General features: G+C 71.9%; 15 protein-coding genes. 9 read left to right on the top strand and 6 right to left on the bottom strand.

The window, feature by feature from the left end:
- Positions 1-66: 66 nt before the first annotated feature.
- Positions 67-573, bottom strand: coding sequence for a GFA family protein (locus GXW76_RS14270; RefSeq protein WP_211862755.1), 507 nt, complete (start codon positions 571-573; stop codon positions 67-69).
- A 212-nt stretch (positions 574-785) separates the two neighbouring features.
- On the opposite strand from GXW76_RS14270, the gene GXW76_RS14265 reads away from it, so the two are divergent.
- On the top strand, positions 786-1,670 hold the full coding sequence (locus tag GXW76_RS14265; RefSeq protein ID WP_211862754.1) for a TauD/TfdA dioxygenase family protein: 885 nt from the start codon (positions 786-788) through the stop codon (positions 1,668-1,670).
- 161 nt (positions 1,671-1,831) lie between these two features.
- Here the strand turns inward: GXW76_RS14265 and GXW76_RS14260 are convergent, their stop codons facing one another.
- The gene (locus GXW76_RS14260; protein WP_211862753.1) at positions 1,832-2,791 is read right to left on the bottom strand and encodes a patatin-like phospholipase family protein; all 960 of its coding nucleotides are present in this window, start codon (positions 2,789-2,791) and stop codon (positions 1,832-1,834) included.
- Positions 2,792-2,935: 144 nt separating this feature from the next.
- Between GXW76_RS14260 and GXW76_RS14255 the strand changes: the two genes are divergently transcribed.
- From GXW76_RS14255 to GXW76_RS14245, 3 genes are read left to right on the top strand one after another with little or no spacing between them, the layout of a single operon-like run.
- Entirely contained in the window at positions 2,936-4,273 is a 1,338-nt protein-coding gene (locus tag GXW76_RS14255; protein WP_211862752.1) for a dihydroorotase, read from the top strand.
- Complete coding sequence (locus GXW76_RS14250) at positions 4,273-4,959, top strand: nitroreductase (RefSeq protein ID WP_211862751.1); 687 nt, start codon at positions 4,273-4,275, stop codon at positions 4,957-4,959. The genes GXW76_RS14255 and GXW76_RS14250 overlap by 1 nt, the downstream gene beginning before the upstream one ends.
- Positions 4,956-5,840: a DMT family transporter gene (locus GXW76_RS14245; protein WP_211862750.1), complete on the top strand. Its 885-nt coding sequence runs from the start codon at positions 4,956-4,958 to the stop codon at positions 5,838-5,840. The genes GXW76_RS14250 and GXW76_RS14245 overlap by 4 nt, the downstream gene beginning before the upstream one ends.
- On the opposite strand, the gene GXW76_RS14240 is transcribed toward GXW76_RS14245, so the two are convergent.
- Complete coding sequence (locus GXW76_RS14240) at positions 5,821-6,615, bottom strand: SDR family NAD(P)-dependent oxidoreductase (protein WP_211862749.1); 795 nt, start codon at positions 6,613-6,615, stop codon at positions 5,821-5,823. The two genes, GXW76_RS14245 and GXW76_RS14240, sit on opposite strands and share 20 nt — an antisense overlap.
- Before the next feature lie 30 nt (positions 6,616-6,645).
- Here GXW76_RS14240 and GXW76_RS14235 point away from each other — a divergent pair, with 30 nt between their 5' ends.
- The 5 genes from GXW76_RS14235 (at position 6,646) to GXW76_RS14215 (ending at position 10,805) form a co-directional block, all read left to right on the top strand.
- The gene (locus GXW76_RS14235) at positions 6,646-7,551 is read left to right on the top strand and encodes a YicC/YloC family endoribonuclease (protein ID WP_246514319.1); all 906 of its coding nucleotides are present in this window, start codon (positions 6,646-6,648) and stop codon (positions 7,549-7,551) included.
- The gene (gmk, locus tag GXW76_RS14230) at positions 7,541-8,176 is read left to right on the top strand and encodes a guanylate kinase (RefSeq protein WP_211862748.1); all 636 of its coding nucleotides are present in this window, start codon (positions 7,541-7,543) and stop codon (positions 8,174-8,176) included. The genes GXW76_RS14235 and gmk overlap by 11 nt, the downstream gene beginning before the upstream one ends.
- 4 nt (positions 8,177-8,180) lie before the next feature.
- Positions 8,181-9,104: an AEC family transporter gene (locus GXW76_RS14225; RefSeq protein ID WP_211862747.1), complete on the top strand. Its 924-nt coding sequence runs from the start codon at positions 8,181-8,183 to the stop codon at positions 9,102-9,104.
- Between the two features lie 107 nt (positions 9,105-9,211).
- Positions 9,212-9,931: a PIG-L deacetylase family protein gene (locus GXW76_RS14220; protein ID WP_211862746.1), complete on the top strand. Its 720-nt coding sequence runs from the start codon at positions 9,212-9,214 to the stop codon at positions 9,929-9,931.
- 13 nt (positions 9,932-9,944) lie between these two features.
- Complete coding sequence (locus GXW76_RS14215; protein ID WP_211862745.1) at positions 9,945-10,805, top strand: ABC transporter substrate-binding protein; 861 nt, start codon at positions 9,945-9,947, stop codon at positions 10,803-10,805.
- 111 nt (positions 10,806-10,916) lie between these two features.
- Here GXW76_RS14215 and rsmA read toward each other — a convergent pair whose 3' ends face one another.
- The 3 genes from rsmA to GXW76_RS14200 form a co-directional block, all read right to left on the bottom strand.
- Positions 10,917-11,753: a 16S rRNA (adenine(1518)-N(6)/adenine(1519)-N(6))-dimethyltransferase RsmA gene (rsmA, locus tag GXW76_RS14210; RefSeq protein WP_211862744.1), complete on the bottom strand. Its 837-nt coding sequence runs from the start codon at positions 11,751-11,753 to the stop codon at positions 10,917-10,919.
- 10 nt (positions 11,754-11,763) lie between these two features.
- Complete coding sequence (locus tag GXW76_RS14205) at positions 11,764-13,113, bottom strand: peptidylprolyl isomerase (RefSeq protein WP_211862743.1); 1,350 nt, start codon at positions 13,111-13,113, stop codon at positions 11,764-11,766.
- Between the two features lie 109 nt (positions 13,114-13,222).
- On the bottom strand, positions 13,223-15,355 hold a 2,133-nt coding region (locus tag GXW76_RS14200), incomplete at its 5' end, for an LPS-assembly protein LptD (protein WP_246514317.1).

Below are 15,355 nucleotides of genomic sequence, written 5' to 3'. Positions count from 1 at the left end.
CGGCATCGAGACTATCGGATGGCGGCCCCTGTGGCCGCCATCTGTCGTTCCGCCCCCCCCGCTCCCTCAACTACCGGGGTCGGCGGGATCGGGCGCCGCCGCCTGCTCGCGCAGGCGCTGCCGCATGGCCCGGACCCGATCGCGGCTTCCGGCAGGCCAGACGGCGGCGACGTCGTAGAATTCCGCGACCGCCTTTGCGCCCGGCGGCAGCACCACCCAGGGCAGCTTGGTGGAGGTGTAGATGTGGATGTCCGGCGGACAACGCCCGGGCGTGTCCAGCGTGCCGACCCGCACGAAGCGGACGGCGGGACCGGCCTGCGCATAGTTGCTCCAGATCGCCACCTTGCAGGCCGGGCAGCGCGCGATCAGCTGCCCCCGGCCGCTGGCCGAGGGCGTGTAGACGATCTCGGGCTCCCCGGCCGTATGGACGACATGGTCTGCCTCATAGAGGGCATTGAGCGCATGCACCGTGCCCGTCTCCCGCTGGCACCAGGTGCAATGGCAGGCATGGACGATCAGCGGCGCGCCTTCCACCCGGTAGCGCAGCCGCCCGCAGCCGCATCCGCCTTCCATGGGCCACCTCCAGTCGCGTTTCGCGCGCCCGGACCGTTCCGGGCCCGTGCATTGTCGCGCAGGGACGGGGGCCGGTGCCACGATGTCCTGCGAAATCCTCGCTGCAACTGCGGGCCGTCGCGCGGCCCATCTTGACCCCCCTCCCCGGCCGGGGCGACGCTTCGCCCCAAAAGCCCGGCCGACCGGGACCGGGCTGGTTGGAGGAAACCGCCATGCCGCTCACGCTCAGGCCCTTGCACCCGCTATTCGTCGCCGAGGCGACGGGCGTGGACCTCCGCCAACCCCTGCCCCCGGGCATCGCGGAAGAGATCCATCGCGCCATGGACCAGTACGCGGTGCTCGTCTTCCCCGGCCAGGCGCTCGACGACGACCAGCAGATGGATTTCGGCCGGCAGCTCGGCACGCTCGAACCCACGCGCGGCACGGTGGACGCGCACAAGCACCGGCTCAAGCACCAGGAGATGAACGACATCTCCAACCTCGACACGGACGGGAAGCTGCTCGCCGCGGACGACCGGCGGCGGATGTTCGCCCTCGGCAACCGGCTCTGGCACTCGGATTCGTCATTCAAGCCGACGCCGGCGATGTATTCCATGCTGCACGCGCGGGTGATCCCGCCCGAAGGCGGCGAGACCGAATTCGCCGACATGCGCGCGGCCTGGGACGCGCTGCCGGACAAGGCCAAGGCGAAGCTGAAGGATCTCGTGGCCTGGCACTCGCTGATCTACTCGCGCGCGCAGCTCGGCTTCGACGAATACACGCCCGAGGAGAAGAAGGCCTTCGCCCCGGTGCCGCAGCGCATGGTGCGCCGGCATCCGGGATCGGGGCGGGTGTCGATCTACCTCTCCTCCCACATCGGGCGCGTCGAGGGCATGCCGGTGCCGGAAGGGATGGCCATGATCCGCGACCTGACGGAATTCGCGACCCAGCGGGAGTTCGTCCACAGCCATCGCTGGACGCAGAACGACCTGGTGGTGTGGGACAACCGCTGCACCCTGCACCGCGCGCGGCCCTTCGAGGACAGCACCTACCCCCGCGACATGCGGCGCGTGACGCTGCAGGACGTGGCACCCACGCTTGAGCAGGCGGCGGCATAGGGCGGCGAGCGACGGGAGAGGCCTACGCGCGGCCCCTGCGCGAAAGGCGCATCCTGCCCCCTCCCGAACCCCCCGATTGAATCTCACGGTTTCCAAAGGCCTTTCGGCCTTTGGTGGGGGGAGGCCCGGAGGGGGGCAAAGCCCCTCTCCGGCGCACCGCGCTACTCCGCCGCCATCCGCGCCGGCGCCAGCCAGCGTTCCGCCGCCGCGCGCCCGGCGTCCGCGAGGCGGGTCAGGAACGGCCAGGTCACGTTCGCGGGATTGGCGTCGGCGGTGTCGGTGTCCGCGTCCCACAGTGACAGCCGGTGCAGCCGCAGTCGTTCGAGGTGCCGGCAGCGGCGTGGGCGCGTGAGCCCGCTTTCCTTGCACAGCGCCCGCATGTCCTCGATCGCCTGCAACTCACGCTTGAGAGGCGCTGAGAACGCGATCTCCATCGAGCGATTGCGGATGTCCTGGCGCAGTCGCGGGCTGCCCTCCCGTTCATCCGGGCTGAGCTGCACCAGGATCAGGTCCTGTGCCGTGGTGGCGCGGATCAGGTCGCACAGCGGCGGATTGGCGCTGTAGCCGCCATCCCAATAGGGCTCGCCGTCGATTTCCACGGCCTCGCGCAGCATGGGCAGGCAGGCGGAGGCGAGCACCGTCTCCAGCGTGATCTCGTGCTCGCGGAAGATGCGGGCCTCGCCGTCGCGCACGCGGGTCGCGGCGATCAGCAGCGGAAGGGGGCGTTCCGCGCGCAACCGTTCGAAATCCACCAGGTCGCCGAGCAGGTCGCGCAACGGGTCCGTCCCCGGCAGCGCAAGGGTGAAGGGCAGCACGGGCAGGTTCGCGGCGGCGAGCACCGAGCCGATCACCGGATACCCGGCCAGCCCCGCCCGGTCCGAGAGCAGGCGCCAGAACCGCGCCAGGCGCGCCCGCGCTTCCTCCCGCCCGCCGGCGAGCAGGCCGTCGGCCATCAGCACCGCATTCACGGCGCCGGCACTGGCGCCACTGACCGCGGCGAGCGGCAGGGAGGGCTCGGCCAGGAGCCGGTCCAGCACCCCCCAGGTGAAGGCGCCAAAGGACCCGCCGCCCTGCAGCGCCAGGGCAACGGGGCGGGCCGTAGGATCGAAATTATGCTGCATTGCAGCAAGACATCTGGGGAGCCGGGCGCGGCATCACAAGCCGCCAGGACCGTTTTCGTTGCGCAACACACACAAACACCCCCGGGTCTTCCGGCCCGCGCGGCACGGTGCGACAACGGCGCCGAACCTGCGAGGAGCCCCGCCATGACTGCCGAACGCTTCGACCTTCTGCTTCGTGGCGGCCATGTCGTGATGCCCTGGGGCGTGGAGGAAGCCGACCTCGCCATCCGCGCCGGCCGCATCGCTGCGATCGGCGACCTGCGCCGGGCCGAGGCCGCGCAGGTGATCGACTGCAAGGGCCTGCACGTCCTGCCCGGGCTGATCGACCCGCATGTCCACTTGCGCGATCCGGGCGATGCGAAGGTGGAGACCATCGGGACCGGGACGAAGGCCGCCGTGCTCGGCGGGCTGACGGCGGTGTTCGACATGCCGAACACCTCGCCCGCCATCACCGACACGACGCGGCTGGATGCGAAGCGCGCGGGGCTCGCGGGCGTCGCGCATTGCGATGTCGGGCTTTATGTCGGCGCGACCAAGACGAACATCGCCGGGCTCGCGGACCTCGAACACCAGCCGAATGTCTGCGCCATCAAGGTCTTCGCCGGTTCCTCGACCGGCGACCTGATGGTGGAGGACGACGAGAACCTCGAGCGCGTGATGCGCGCGGGCCGCCGCCGCATCGCCTACCATTCCGAGGACGAGTATCGCCTCCAGGCGCGCAAGCCGATGTTCACGCCGGGCATGCCGCACCGCAACCACATGGTCTGGCGCGACGTGGAGGCCGCCTTCCTCGGCACGCGTCGGCTGATGGCGATCGCGCGCAGGACCGGGCGACCGGCGCACATCCTGCACGTCTCGACGGCGGAGGAACTCGACTACCTCTCCGACTACCGCGACATCGCGACCTGCGAGGTGCTGCTCAACCACCTGACGCAGACCGACGAGGCCTATGACCGCCTCGGCGGCTATGCGGTGATGAACCCGCCGATCCGCGATGCGCGGCACCTCGAAGCCGCCTGGGCGGCGGTGCGCGACGGGCGGGTGGACTGCGTCGGATCCGACCACGCGCCGCATTCGCGCGAGGCCAAGGAACGCCCCTGGCCAACCACCGCCGCCGGCCTGACCGGCGTGCAGACCATCGTGCCGCTGATGCTCGACCATGTCAGCGCGGGGCGACTGTCCCTGCCGCGCCTTGCCGACCTGATGGGCACCGGCCCGGCGCGCGTCTATGGCGCGCTCAACAAGGGGCGGCTCGCGGTCGGCTACGATGGCGACGTGACGGTGGTGGACATGAAGCGCCAGCGCACGATCGAGGAATCCTGGATCGTCTCCCCCTGCGGCTGGACGCCCTTCGCCGGGCACCGCTGCACCGGCTGGCCGATGATGACCATCGTGCGCGGCAACGTGGTGATGCGGGAGGACGAGGTGCTCGGCGCGCCGGTCGGCCGCCCGGTCGCCTTCGCCGACACGGCGCGCGCCTGATGCACGGCATCGCGGACCCGGTCGCGGCGGCGATCACCTCCCGCCACTCCATCCGCGCCTACCTGCCGGTGCCGGTGCCGCGGGAGACGGTGGAGCGCCTGCTCGACATCGCCGCCCGCGCGCCCTCGGGGACCAACATGCAGCCCTGGCGGGCCTATGCGCTCGCCGGGGAAGCGCTGAAGCGCCTTTCCGCCGCGCTGGTCGCCGAGCACATGGCCGGACGCCCCGGAGAGGCGGAATACCGCTACTACCCCGCGCAGTTCTTCGAGCCCTACCTCGCCCGCCGCCGCAAGGTGGGCTGGGACCTCTACGGCCGGCTCGGCATCGCCAAGGGCGAGACGGAGAAGATGAAGCGCCAGCACGCACGCAACTTCGACTTCTTCGGCGCGCCGGCCGGGCTGGTCTTCACCATCGACCGCCGGCTCGAGATCGGGTCCTGGCTCGACTACGGCATGTTTCTCGAGAACTTCATGGTCGCGGCGCGCGGCATGGGCCTCGACACCTGCCCGATGGCGGCCTTCGCCCCGCATCACGGCACCATCCGCGCGCATCTGCCGATCACGCCGGAGGAAGTGGTGGTCTGCGGCATGGCGCTCGGCCATGCGGATCCGGAGGCACCGGAGAACGGCCTGGTGACGGAACGCGTCCCCGCGCGGGAGTTCTGCGACTTCCACGGGTTCGGATGAACGGACAGGCGCCGCTGTCGGGTGCGGCGCTCTGGGCCCGGCTACTCGTCATCGCCGCGCTCTGGGGCGCGGCCTTTCCGCTGATCCGCTTCCTTGCCGCCCATCTGCCGCCCTTCGCGCTGGCGGGCGTGCGCGGAACGCTGGCGGCGGTGGCGGTGTTCGTCTTCCTGTGGTTCCGGCGCGAACTGGACGGCATCTCGCGCGGCGTGCTGCTGGCGGCGGTGGTGCTCGGCACCCTCAGCGGCGTCATTCCCAATACGCTGATCCCCCTCGCGCTGCAGCGGATGGAGGCGGCGCCGGCCTCCCTCGTGCAGGCGGCGGGGCCGCTGATGGTCACGCTGCTCGCCGCGATCTTCCTGCCGGGGGAGAAGCCGACGCCACGCATGCTGGCCGGCATCGGCACGGGGTTCCTGGGCATCGCGATCGTGGTCGGGCCGGGGGGTCTCGGCGGCGGCTCGGCGCTCGGCGCGCTGCTGGTCCTCGGCGCGACCTTCTCCTACGCGGTCAGCACCGTCTGGGTGCGCATGGCACCGCGCGGGCCGGCGGCGGCGCTCGCGCTCGGGCAGCAGGCGGTGTCGGCGATCTTCTCGGGCAGCCTCGCCTTGGCCGTCGATGGGCCGGGGGCGCTGGTGCAGCCGCCGGAGGTCTGGGTGGTGGCGGTCATCCTCGCCGTCTTCGCGACCGCGGTGCCGCTGACGATGTTCCTCGGCCTGGCGACGCGAGCGCGAGCGGCCGACGCGGCGATGGTGGGCTACCTGCAGCCGGTCTTCGCCACCGCCATCGCGGTGTTGTGGCTGGGCGAGGTGCCGTCCTGGAGCGTCCTTGCCGGCGGCGCCGTGGTGCTCGCCGCCGTCTGGCTGGTCACGACGCGTCGTCGCTAGCCCGGCCCTTCGCCGGCATGCGGGAGAAGATCCAGGACCGCAGCCCCGGCGGCAGGGCCCCCGCCAGGCGCGCCAGGGCATAGGTCGGCCAGGGATAGGCGATGCGCACCCGCCCGCGCGCGATGCCGGCCAGCGTCCGCCGCGCCGCCTCCTCGGCGTCCATCAGGAAGGGCATGGGGAAGGTGTTGTGCGCCGTCATCGGCGTGCGGACATAGCCGGGGCAGACCGCGTGCAGGCGGATGCCGCGGTGGCGCTCGGTCCCGTCCAGCGCCTCCGCCCAGCGCTGCACCGCCGCCTTGGTGGCGCAATAGGCGGGTGCGCCGGGCGCGGCGACGAAGGCAGCGAGCGAGGCGATCACCGCCACCCGCCCGCGCACCCCGTCCGACCCCGGCGCCTGGGCAGCCATGGCCTCGATGGCCGGGAGCGCCGTGTTCAGCACGCCGGTCACGTTGGTCTCGAAGATGGCGCGGGACTGAGCGGGCGGTTCGGTGCCGTCGCCGGTGCCGGCCGAGATGCCGGCATTCGCGATGACCAGGTCCAGCCGCCCGGCGCCGGCGATCCACCCCGCCATGCCGGCGGCATCGGTCACGCTGAGCACGACCGGCCGCACCTCCGCGCCCTTCGCGCGGCAGGCGGCGGCAACTGTCTCCAGCCGGGTGGCGTCGCGGCCGGACAGGTGCAGCACCGCCCCCGGGCGGGCGCAGGCCTCGGCCAGCGCGCGCCCAAGGCCGGAGGACGCCCCGGTGATCAGCACATGGTCCCAGGTGGGTTGCATCAGTCCCCTCCACGGGGGAGAAGCGGCGCCATGGCCAAGTCTCCCCTGTCCTCCATGACCGGCTTCGCCCGCGAGGGCGGCACGCTGCCGGACGGTTCCTCCTTCCTCTGGGAAGTGCGCAGCGTCAACGGCAGGGGGCTCGATGTGCGGCTGCGCCTGCCGGGCGGCCTCGACGCGCTGGAGTCGCCACTGAAGGAGGCGGCGGGGCGCGTGCTGAAGCGCGGCAATGTCTCCGCCACGCTGACCGTGAAGCGAGAAGAACGGACGGCCGCGCGCCTGACGCCCGACCCGGCGGCGCTGGACCAGGCGCTGAAGATCGCCCTCGACCTCGCCGCCCGCATCCCCGGCTGCCCGCCGCCGCGCGCCGAGGCGCTGCTGACCCTGCCCGGCGTGCTGCGCGCCGAAGTGACCGAACCGGACGAGACCGAGGAAGAGGCGAAACGCGCCACCATCGCCGCCGCCTTCGCCGCCGCGCTCGACGGACTGGTGGCATCGCGCCGGACGGAAGGCGGGAAGCTGGCCGACATCCTCGGCGTGCTGCTGGACGAAGTGGCGGCGCTGCACGAACTCGCGGCGAAGGAAGCGGCCGACCAGCCGGCACTGCACCGGCAGCGGCTGCTCGAAAGCCTCGCCGCGCTGCTGGAAGGCGAGCGCCGCGTGCCGGAGGAACGGCTCGCGCAGGAAGTCGCGCTGCTGGCGACGAAATCCGATGTCCGCGAGGAACTCGACCGCCTCTCCGCCCATATCTCCGAGGCGCGGCGGCTGTTGAACTCCGGCGAGGCGATCGGCCGCAAGCTCGACTTCCTCACCCAGGAATTCGTGCGCGAGGCCAATACGCTGTGCAGCAAGTCGTCCAGCACGGCGCTGACGCGCATCGGGCTGGAACTCAAGGCGGCGATCGAACGGCTCAAGGAGCAGTCCGCGAATGTCGAATGACGGCATCGCGCGGCGCGGCCTCTGCCTGGTGCTCGCGGCGGCGCCGGGGGCGGGCAAGACCTCGGTCTCGCGGGCGTTGCTCGAAACCGAGCCCGCCCTGTCGCTCTCCATCAGCGCGACCACGCGCGCGCCGCGCCCCGCCGAGCAGGAAGGGGTGCACTACTTCTTCAAGACGCCCGACGAGTTCGACACCATGGCCGAACGCGGCGAATTCCTCGAATATGCGCGCTTCCTCGGCCGGTCCTACGGCACGCCGCGCGGGCCGGTGGAAGCGGCGCTCGCCGCGGGCCGCGACGTGCTGTTCGACATCGAATGGCAAGGCCATCGCCAGATGAAGGCGACGCTGCCCGAGGACGTGGTCGGCATCTTCCTGCTGCCCCCTTCCCTGCCCGACCTCGAGGCGCGCCTGCGTGGCCGCGGCCAGGACAGCCCGGAGGAGATCGCCAAGCGCATGGCGGCGGCGCGCGAGGAGATCACCCACTGGGACGAGTTCGACCACGTCGTGGTCAATCGCGACTTCGCCGCGACCGTCGCCCAGGTCCGCTCCATCCTGCATGCCGCCCGCAGCGAGCGGCGCCGCCAGCCCGGCATGGCGGGCTTCATCGCTCGGCTGCTGGCGGGCTGACGGCTTGGGCGCCATCCTCGGGATCGTCGCGCCCGTCTTCGCCATCGTCGGCCTCGGCTACCTGGCGGCGGCACGGCGGCTGATCGACGAGGCGGGCTTCCGCGGTCTGAATTCCTTCGCCTTCAACCTCGCCGCGCCGGCGCTGCTCTTCGCCGGCGGCACGGCGGGCCATGCCGGCGGCGGGCCGGCGGCCTTCGCCTTCTTCGCCGCGGCCGTGGTGCTGTACGGCGTGGCGCTGTGGCTGGGGACGCGGCGCATGGAAATGCCGCTCGGCGAGGCGGGGCTCTTCGCGCTGAACTGCACCTTCGGCAACACGGTGATGATGGGCATCCCGCTGATCGCGGCGAGTTTCGGCCAGGCGGGGCTGAGCATCCTCATCACCATCATCGCGCTGCATTCGATGGTGCTGCTGACGCTCGGCACCGTGGTGGCGGAGTTCGGCCTGCACCGGCACGCGCCGTGGCGGCGGATCGTCGGCGCGACGCTTGCCGGCATCGCGCGCAACCCGGTGGTGGTGACGGTCTTCGTCGCGCTGGGCTGGAGCACGATCGGCCTGCCGGTGCCCGGCCCGATGCGCCGCACGCTGGAGATGCTCGGCGCGGCGACGCCGGCAGTGGCGCTGTTCTGCCTCGGCGGATCGCTTGCGGTCTTCAGCACCGGGCAATCCTGGCGGGAAGTCGCCTGGGCGACGGTCCTGAAGCTCGCGGCCTTGCCGCTGATGGTCTGGGGCGGCTGCGTCCTGCTCGCGCTCTCGCCGCTGGAAACCGGCGTCGCGGTGATGACGGCGGCGCTGCCGACCGGGGCGAATGCCTTCCTGCTGGCGCGCCGCTACGCGACGGGGGCGGACCGCTCCGGGGCGACGGTGCTCGTCTCCACTGTGATCTCGGTCTTCACCCTCGCCGCAGTGCTCGCCTGGGTGCAGGGGTAGGAGGCCGGCGTGCGGATCGACAGCGAGCGAAAGAATCGCCAGCCTTGGAGCCTGAAGGCTTCCACACGCGCGGCGCGCCCCTGCTTCCCGGACAGGAACAACAAGTGATGAGCACGAAGACCGCCCTCGTCGTCAGCGCCCATTCCGCCGACTTCGTCTGGCGCTGCGGCGGCGCGATCGCGCTGCATGCCGAGAAGGGCTACCAGGTGACGGTGGTCTGCCTCTCCTACGGCGAGCGCGGGGAGAGCGCGAAGCTCTGGCGCCAATCCGGGATGACGATGGAGCGCGTGAAGACCTCGCGCGAGGCCGAGGCGAAGAAGGCAGCCGACGTCCTCGGCGTGCACGACATCCAGTTCTGGGACCTCGGCGACTACCCGATCAACCTGACGGAGGCCGCCTTCTTCCGGCTGGTGGACGTGTACCGCGCGATCCACCCCGCCTTCATGCTGACGCACAGCAAGGAAGACCTCTACAACCACGACCATCCGGCGGTGTCGGCCTGGGCGCAGAACGCGCGCATCACCGCGCAGGCGCACGGCCACAATCCGGAACAGAAGGTGCTCGGCGCGCCGCCGGTCTTCCTGTTCGAGCCGCACCAGCCCGAGCAGTGCAACTGGAAGCCGGACGTGCTGCTCGACATCGGCAGCGTCTGGGCGAAGAAGCGCGCGGCGATCGAGTGCATGGAGGGGCAGGAGCACCTCTGGGAATACTATACCCGCGTCGCGCAGCAGCGTGGCGCGCAGGCGGCGCGCAACTCCGACAAGAAGATCACCTGGGGCGAGGGCTATCAGTCGGTCTTCCCCCACGTCGTCGAAAGCCTGGCCTGAGGGGCCGGCGCGGATGAACGTGATCCGGCTCAGCACCGCGCTCGGGCGCTACCCGCACACGGCGGCGCTGCTGGATGGGCGCGTCGCCTCTCCGCTGCTCGCGCTGGATCCGGTCGAGGTGAAGCCGATCTCCCGCGCCTTCGCGCCGATGGTGCGGGAATCGCGCTTCGACGTCAGCGAGATGGCGATCGCGACCTTCCTGATGGCGAAGGCCTGGGGGAAGGAACTGGTGCTGCTGCCGGTCGCGGTCGCGGCGCGCTTCCAGGAACCGGCGCTGCTCTGCCGCGCCGACAGCGGGATCCGCGGACCGGAAGACCTGCGCGGCCGGCGCGTCGGCGTGCGCGCCTATTCGCAGACCACGGGCCTCTGGCTGCGCGGACGGATGCAGGAGGCGCACGGCGTCGCGCCGCAGGACGTCGCCTGGGTCACCTTCGAGGACGCCCATGTCGCCGAATACCGCGACCCGCCCTTCGTCGAGCGTGCCGCGCCGGGCAAGGACATGCTCGCGATGCTGCGGGCGGGCGAACTCGACGCCGCGATCTTCGGCTACGACCTGCCGGGGGATGCCGGGCTGCGCCCGGTCTTCCCGGACCCGGATGCCGCCGGTCGCGCCTTCCGGGCCGCGCACGGCTTCGTCCCGGTGAACCATCTGGTGGTGGTGAAGGCCGCGATGGCACGGGACCGGCCGGAGATCGTGACCGAATTGCTGCGCCTGTTCGGCGTCGCGGCCGGTGACGCGGCGCTGCCGCGGGGGCGTGCCGCGCTCGATCCGGCGATCGTGGTCGCCATGCGCTACGCGCTCGAACAGGGGCTGTTGCCGCGGAAGATGAGCATCGACGAGGTCTGGGCAGGACTGCCCGCCGGCCTCGGCTGAGCGGCGCAGCACGCCCCGGGAAGCGCCGCCGCGACGGCCCGCGCGACGCCCGCCCCCCTTTTCGACGTCAGTCCCCAGGAATCCAAAGAAGGAGGGGGGATCGGGGGGAGTTCACCTCCCCCCGACCTTCATCACGACCCGCGCCAGTGTGTCGAACTCCGCGACCGTCAGCGTCTCCGCCCGCCGCGTCCCGTCGATCCCGGCGGCCGCCAGCAGCCCTTCCGCATCGCCCAGCGACTTCAGCGCCCCGCGCAGCATCTTCCGCCGCTGTCCGAAGGCCGCCGCCGTGGTGCGTTCCATCGCGGCGAAGAGCACCGACCCGGGGTCCTCCGCATGCGGCGTCAGCCCCACCACCGCCGACCAGACCTTGGGCGGCGGGCTGAAGGCGCCCGGCGGCAGGCGCAGCAGCATGTCGCAGCGGCAGCGCCACTGCGCGAGAACGGACAGCCGCCCATAGGCCTCGGCCCCCGGCGCGGCACAGATGCGTTCCGCGACCTCCTGCTGGAACATCAGCGTCATGCCTTCCAGCGCCGCGGCGCCGCGCAGCCAGCCGACCAGAAGCGGCGTCGCGACATTGTAGGGCAGGTTGGCGACGATCTTCCTCGGCGCCGGGACCAGCGCGCCGGGATCGACCTTCAGCGCGTCGCCTTCGACCACCCGCAGCCGGCCCGGATGCGCAGCGGCGAGTTCCGCCAGGGCGGCGACCGCGCGGCGGTCGAGTTCCACCGCGACCACCTCCGCGGCCGCGGAGGCGAGCAGCGCGCGCGTCAGCCCGCCCGGGCCGGGCCCGACCTCGATGACGTGGCGGCCGTCGAGCGCGCCCGCCAGCGCCGCGATGCGCGCGCAGACCGCGGGGTCGAGCAGGAAGTGCTGGCCGAGCGACTTGCGGGCATCGAGCCCGTGCCGCGCGACGGTCTCGCGCAGGCTCGGCAGGTCGGGCCCGGTCACGGCCGAGGCGTCAGCCGCGCCGCTGCGGCTGGCTCGCGGCGGGCGCTTCGCGGGCGGGGGTGGGCTCGCTGCGGATGTCGATCTGGGCGCGGCGCTGGAGGTCGCGCAGCACCTGGCGGGAGATGAGTTCCACGCGCTCGCGCAGCAGCCGGTCGCGCACCTGGTCGGGCGTGATCTCGGCGAGGTTGCGCTGTTCCCGCGCGCAGACGGCGATGATCATCACGCCGTCCGGCGAGACGATGGGCTGCGACGGCCGGCCGATCGGCAGGTTGGCCAGGAGGTCGCGCAGTTCCGGCGGGTTCACCGTCTCGAGGCGGATCTGGCCGGGGTCGGCGGGCCGCGGGCTGCCGCGGGAGGCGGCCTCGATCGCGTCGCAGGACCGCGCGCCCTCGGACAGCGACTGCGCACGTTCCACTTGGCGGAGCTGCTGGGCCGTCGGCGCCGTCGGGTTCACCTGCCCCTCGAAGGGGAAGAAGGCCTGGCGCAGCGTCAGCATGGTCGCCATGTCACGGCCGGCGATGCGCTTCTGGCGCAGCGTCACGATGACGAAGCCGCCGGGCACGCGGATCGGGTTGGAGATCGCGCCTTCGGGCATCTGGCGGACGATAGTGGCGACCTCCGGGTCCAGCCGGTCGGGCTGGATCCAGCCGAGGTCGCCGCCGAGCATCGCCGTCTGGGACTGGCTGAACTGCGTCGCCACCATCGCGAAGGGCGCGCCCTGGCGCAGGCGGACGATGATGTCGGCGACGAAACGCTGGACCTCCGCCTCCTGCCCCGGGTTGGAGACGGGGATGTAGATGTCCGAGACGAGGAATTCCGGCTGGCCGGTGCGGGCGCGGGCGGCGGCGACGCCCTCGTCGATCTCGGCCTGGGCGACGTTGGCCTGGCCGCCGAGTTGGGACCGCAGTAGCCGGTTCCAGCCGATCTGGGCGCGGATCTGGTCGTAGAGCACGCGCGCGTCGATGCCGGCGCGGCGCAGGTTATCCCGCAGGCCGCCGGTGGGCAGCCCGTTGCGCGTCTCGATCTCGCCGACGGCGTTGGCGATGTCCTGGTCGGTCACGGCGATACGGCGGCGCGCGACTTCCTGCGTGCGCAGGCGCTCGTCGATCAGCAGGCGCAGGATCTGGTCGTTGGCGCGGCCGCCCACCTCACCGGTCATGCCGGCGGTCAGCGCGAGCAGGCGGCGGCGGCTCTCGACCTCCTGCAGGGTGACGACGTCGCCGTTCACCACCGCGGCGACGCGGTTGGCGCGCTGCGCGGAGGCCGGCTGCGACACGGCGAGCAGGCCGAGCAGCAGGGCGGCCGGCAGGGCCGCGAAGCGCCGGGGGCGCCGGGCGGGGGGGAGCGTCACGGCTGTCATGGCACCGCCTCTTTAGGACCTGCCGGGTTCGCGGGGAAGCGCGGAACGGCACGGCGGCCCCTCCGTGCCACGAAGTGCTTCACGCGGTCGGGCCGCCCCGCGCCGGGACTCAAATCGCCCGGAACCCGACATCGCCGATCGTCTTCAGGCCGATGCGGAACAGCAGCATCGTGTTCGCCGGGTAGAGGTTGCCGGTCGACGGATCTTCCGCGAAGCGCTTGAAGAACCGCGCCTCGAGCAGCAGGCACTCGTCCTCGTAGGCCACCGAGGCGCTGATCGCGACCGGGCGGTTGATGTCGATGTCGTAGCGGCCATAGGCGCTGAAGCGCCAGAAACCGACGCGCTGCGTGACGCCGGCGGCGACTTCGTTCCGATCACGCACCGGCGTCAGGTAGGGCGCGGCGGGGGTATAGAGGTAGCCGCCCGTGACCGCCGTGCCGGTGTCGAAGTTGACGCTGGTCGAGAGGTCGAGGAAGCGCGTCGCGCCGTTCTCGTTGTCGAAGCGCCCGCGGCCGAGGAACTCCAGCCAGGGCACAGGCATGACACGCGCCCGCGCGACGTAGTCGGAGGCGCGGTCCTCGACCCCGCTGCCGGTGAAGAAGGGCCCGCCGTCGCGCTGCGTGCGGTAGGATCCGCCGGCGAGGCCCTCGAGCATGCCGCCATTCGGGAAGTACCAGGCGCCACGCAGCGCATAGTCCACCCGCGTGCCGCCTTCCTGCCGGTCGCGCCCGCCGAAGCGGTTCAGGTTGAACAGGTTGGCGTCGGTGAACTCGAAGTCGATGCTGTCCTCGTTCGGCACGCCGGCCTGGCTGCCGGTCAGCGGCCCGCCGACGAACTGGATGCGCGGCTCGATCACCTGCTGGCCGTATTCCCCGGCGCTGCGCACGAAGGGCATGCGCCAGTCGAGCGCCGCGCGGATATTGGCCATGCCCGTCGTGCCGTTATTGGCCGCCGTCGAGTAGTTCGGCGCGCCCGAGAGATCGGTGAAGGCATAGGCGGCGAGGTCCGACTGCGCGCGCAGCGTCCAGATCCCGCCTTGCGCGTCGGTGATGGGCAGGCTGTAGCCGAGCCGCACCGCGCCACGCTGGGTATCGGTGCCCTGGTCGCGGAAGACCGCGAAGTTCCATGTGTCGAAGGTGAAGGTGCCGCCGAGCGAATCGGGCTGCGAGTGCCAGTCGAAGTAGAGGTTGGGCAGGACGAAGGGGATCTGGCTGTTGTTGTCCGTCGCGCGCAGGCCCTGGAAGACGCGGGCATCGAGCCGCGCATAGGCATCCGTGCCCCAGAATCCCTCGGTGAAGACGCTGGAGTTCAGCAGCCGCCGCGCACCGTAGCGGTAGATCCGCAGGTAGTCCTCGCTGCTCGCGCGGTTGAAGTCGAAGCCGGTGCGCCAGGTCTCGTCGATCGAGAAGCGCCCGCGCGAGAAGATGTGCCCGGCGAAGCCGCGCTCGGTGTTGGAATCGCCGTTCAGGTAGCCGACGGAGCCGTCGGCCTCGATCTCGCCGAAGTTGAAGCGCCGGCGGTATTCGAGCCCGAGGTTCGGCGCCTGGCGCGTCGCGAATTGCGGCCGCAGCACGATTTCCTGCTGCTCGTCGATCGCCCAGTAGTAGGGCGTCTCGACGAAGGCGCCGAGATAGCCGGTGATGCCGAAGGTCGGGCTGAGGAAGCCCGACTGGCGCGGCGCGGTGCCCGCCGGGTGCTGCAGGTAGGGCGTCCAGAACACCGGCACGCCGCCGAATTCCACCACCGCGTCGCGGTAGCGCGCCTGGCGCGCCTGCTGGTCGAGCGTCGCGGTGCGCGCGCGCAGCTGCCAGACAGGCGGGGCGAGCGGATCGTCCTGGCAGGCATTGCACGATGAATAGACCACGCGGCTGAGGTCGAAGAGGTTGCCGCCGGTGCGCCGCGCCCCGGCGGCGGCGACGCGCCCGTTCTGCGCCAGCAGGCCGCGCAACCCTTCCAGCACGCCGTCCTTGAACTGGTTCTCCAGCACCACGCTGTCGGCGAAGATGACCTGGCCGTCGGCCTCGATGAGCTGGACGTTGCCGCGCGCGGTGGCGACGCCGGTGTTGCGGTCGTAGGTGAACTCGTCCGCGCGCACCATGCGGTTGCCCTGCCAGGCCTCGACCCGCCCGCGCGCGACCACGAGGGCGCGGTTCTGGTCGTATTCCACCTCCTCGGCGGTGAAGGTGACGGGCTGGTCCTGCGCCGGGGCGGCGCCGGGCGCACCGGCCGGCGCCGCCCCGGC

This window comes from Neoroseomonas soli (assembly GCF_018129065.1).
In the GTDB taxonomy this organism is placed as follows: domain Bacteria; phylum Pseudomonadota; class Alphaproteobacteria; order Acetobacterales; family Acetobacteraceae; genus Neoroseomonas; species Neoroseomonas soli.
Note: the sequence above shows the minus strand (reverse complement) of the source record. Positions and strands in the feature narration are given on the sequence as shown.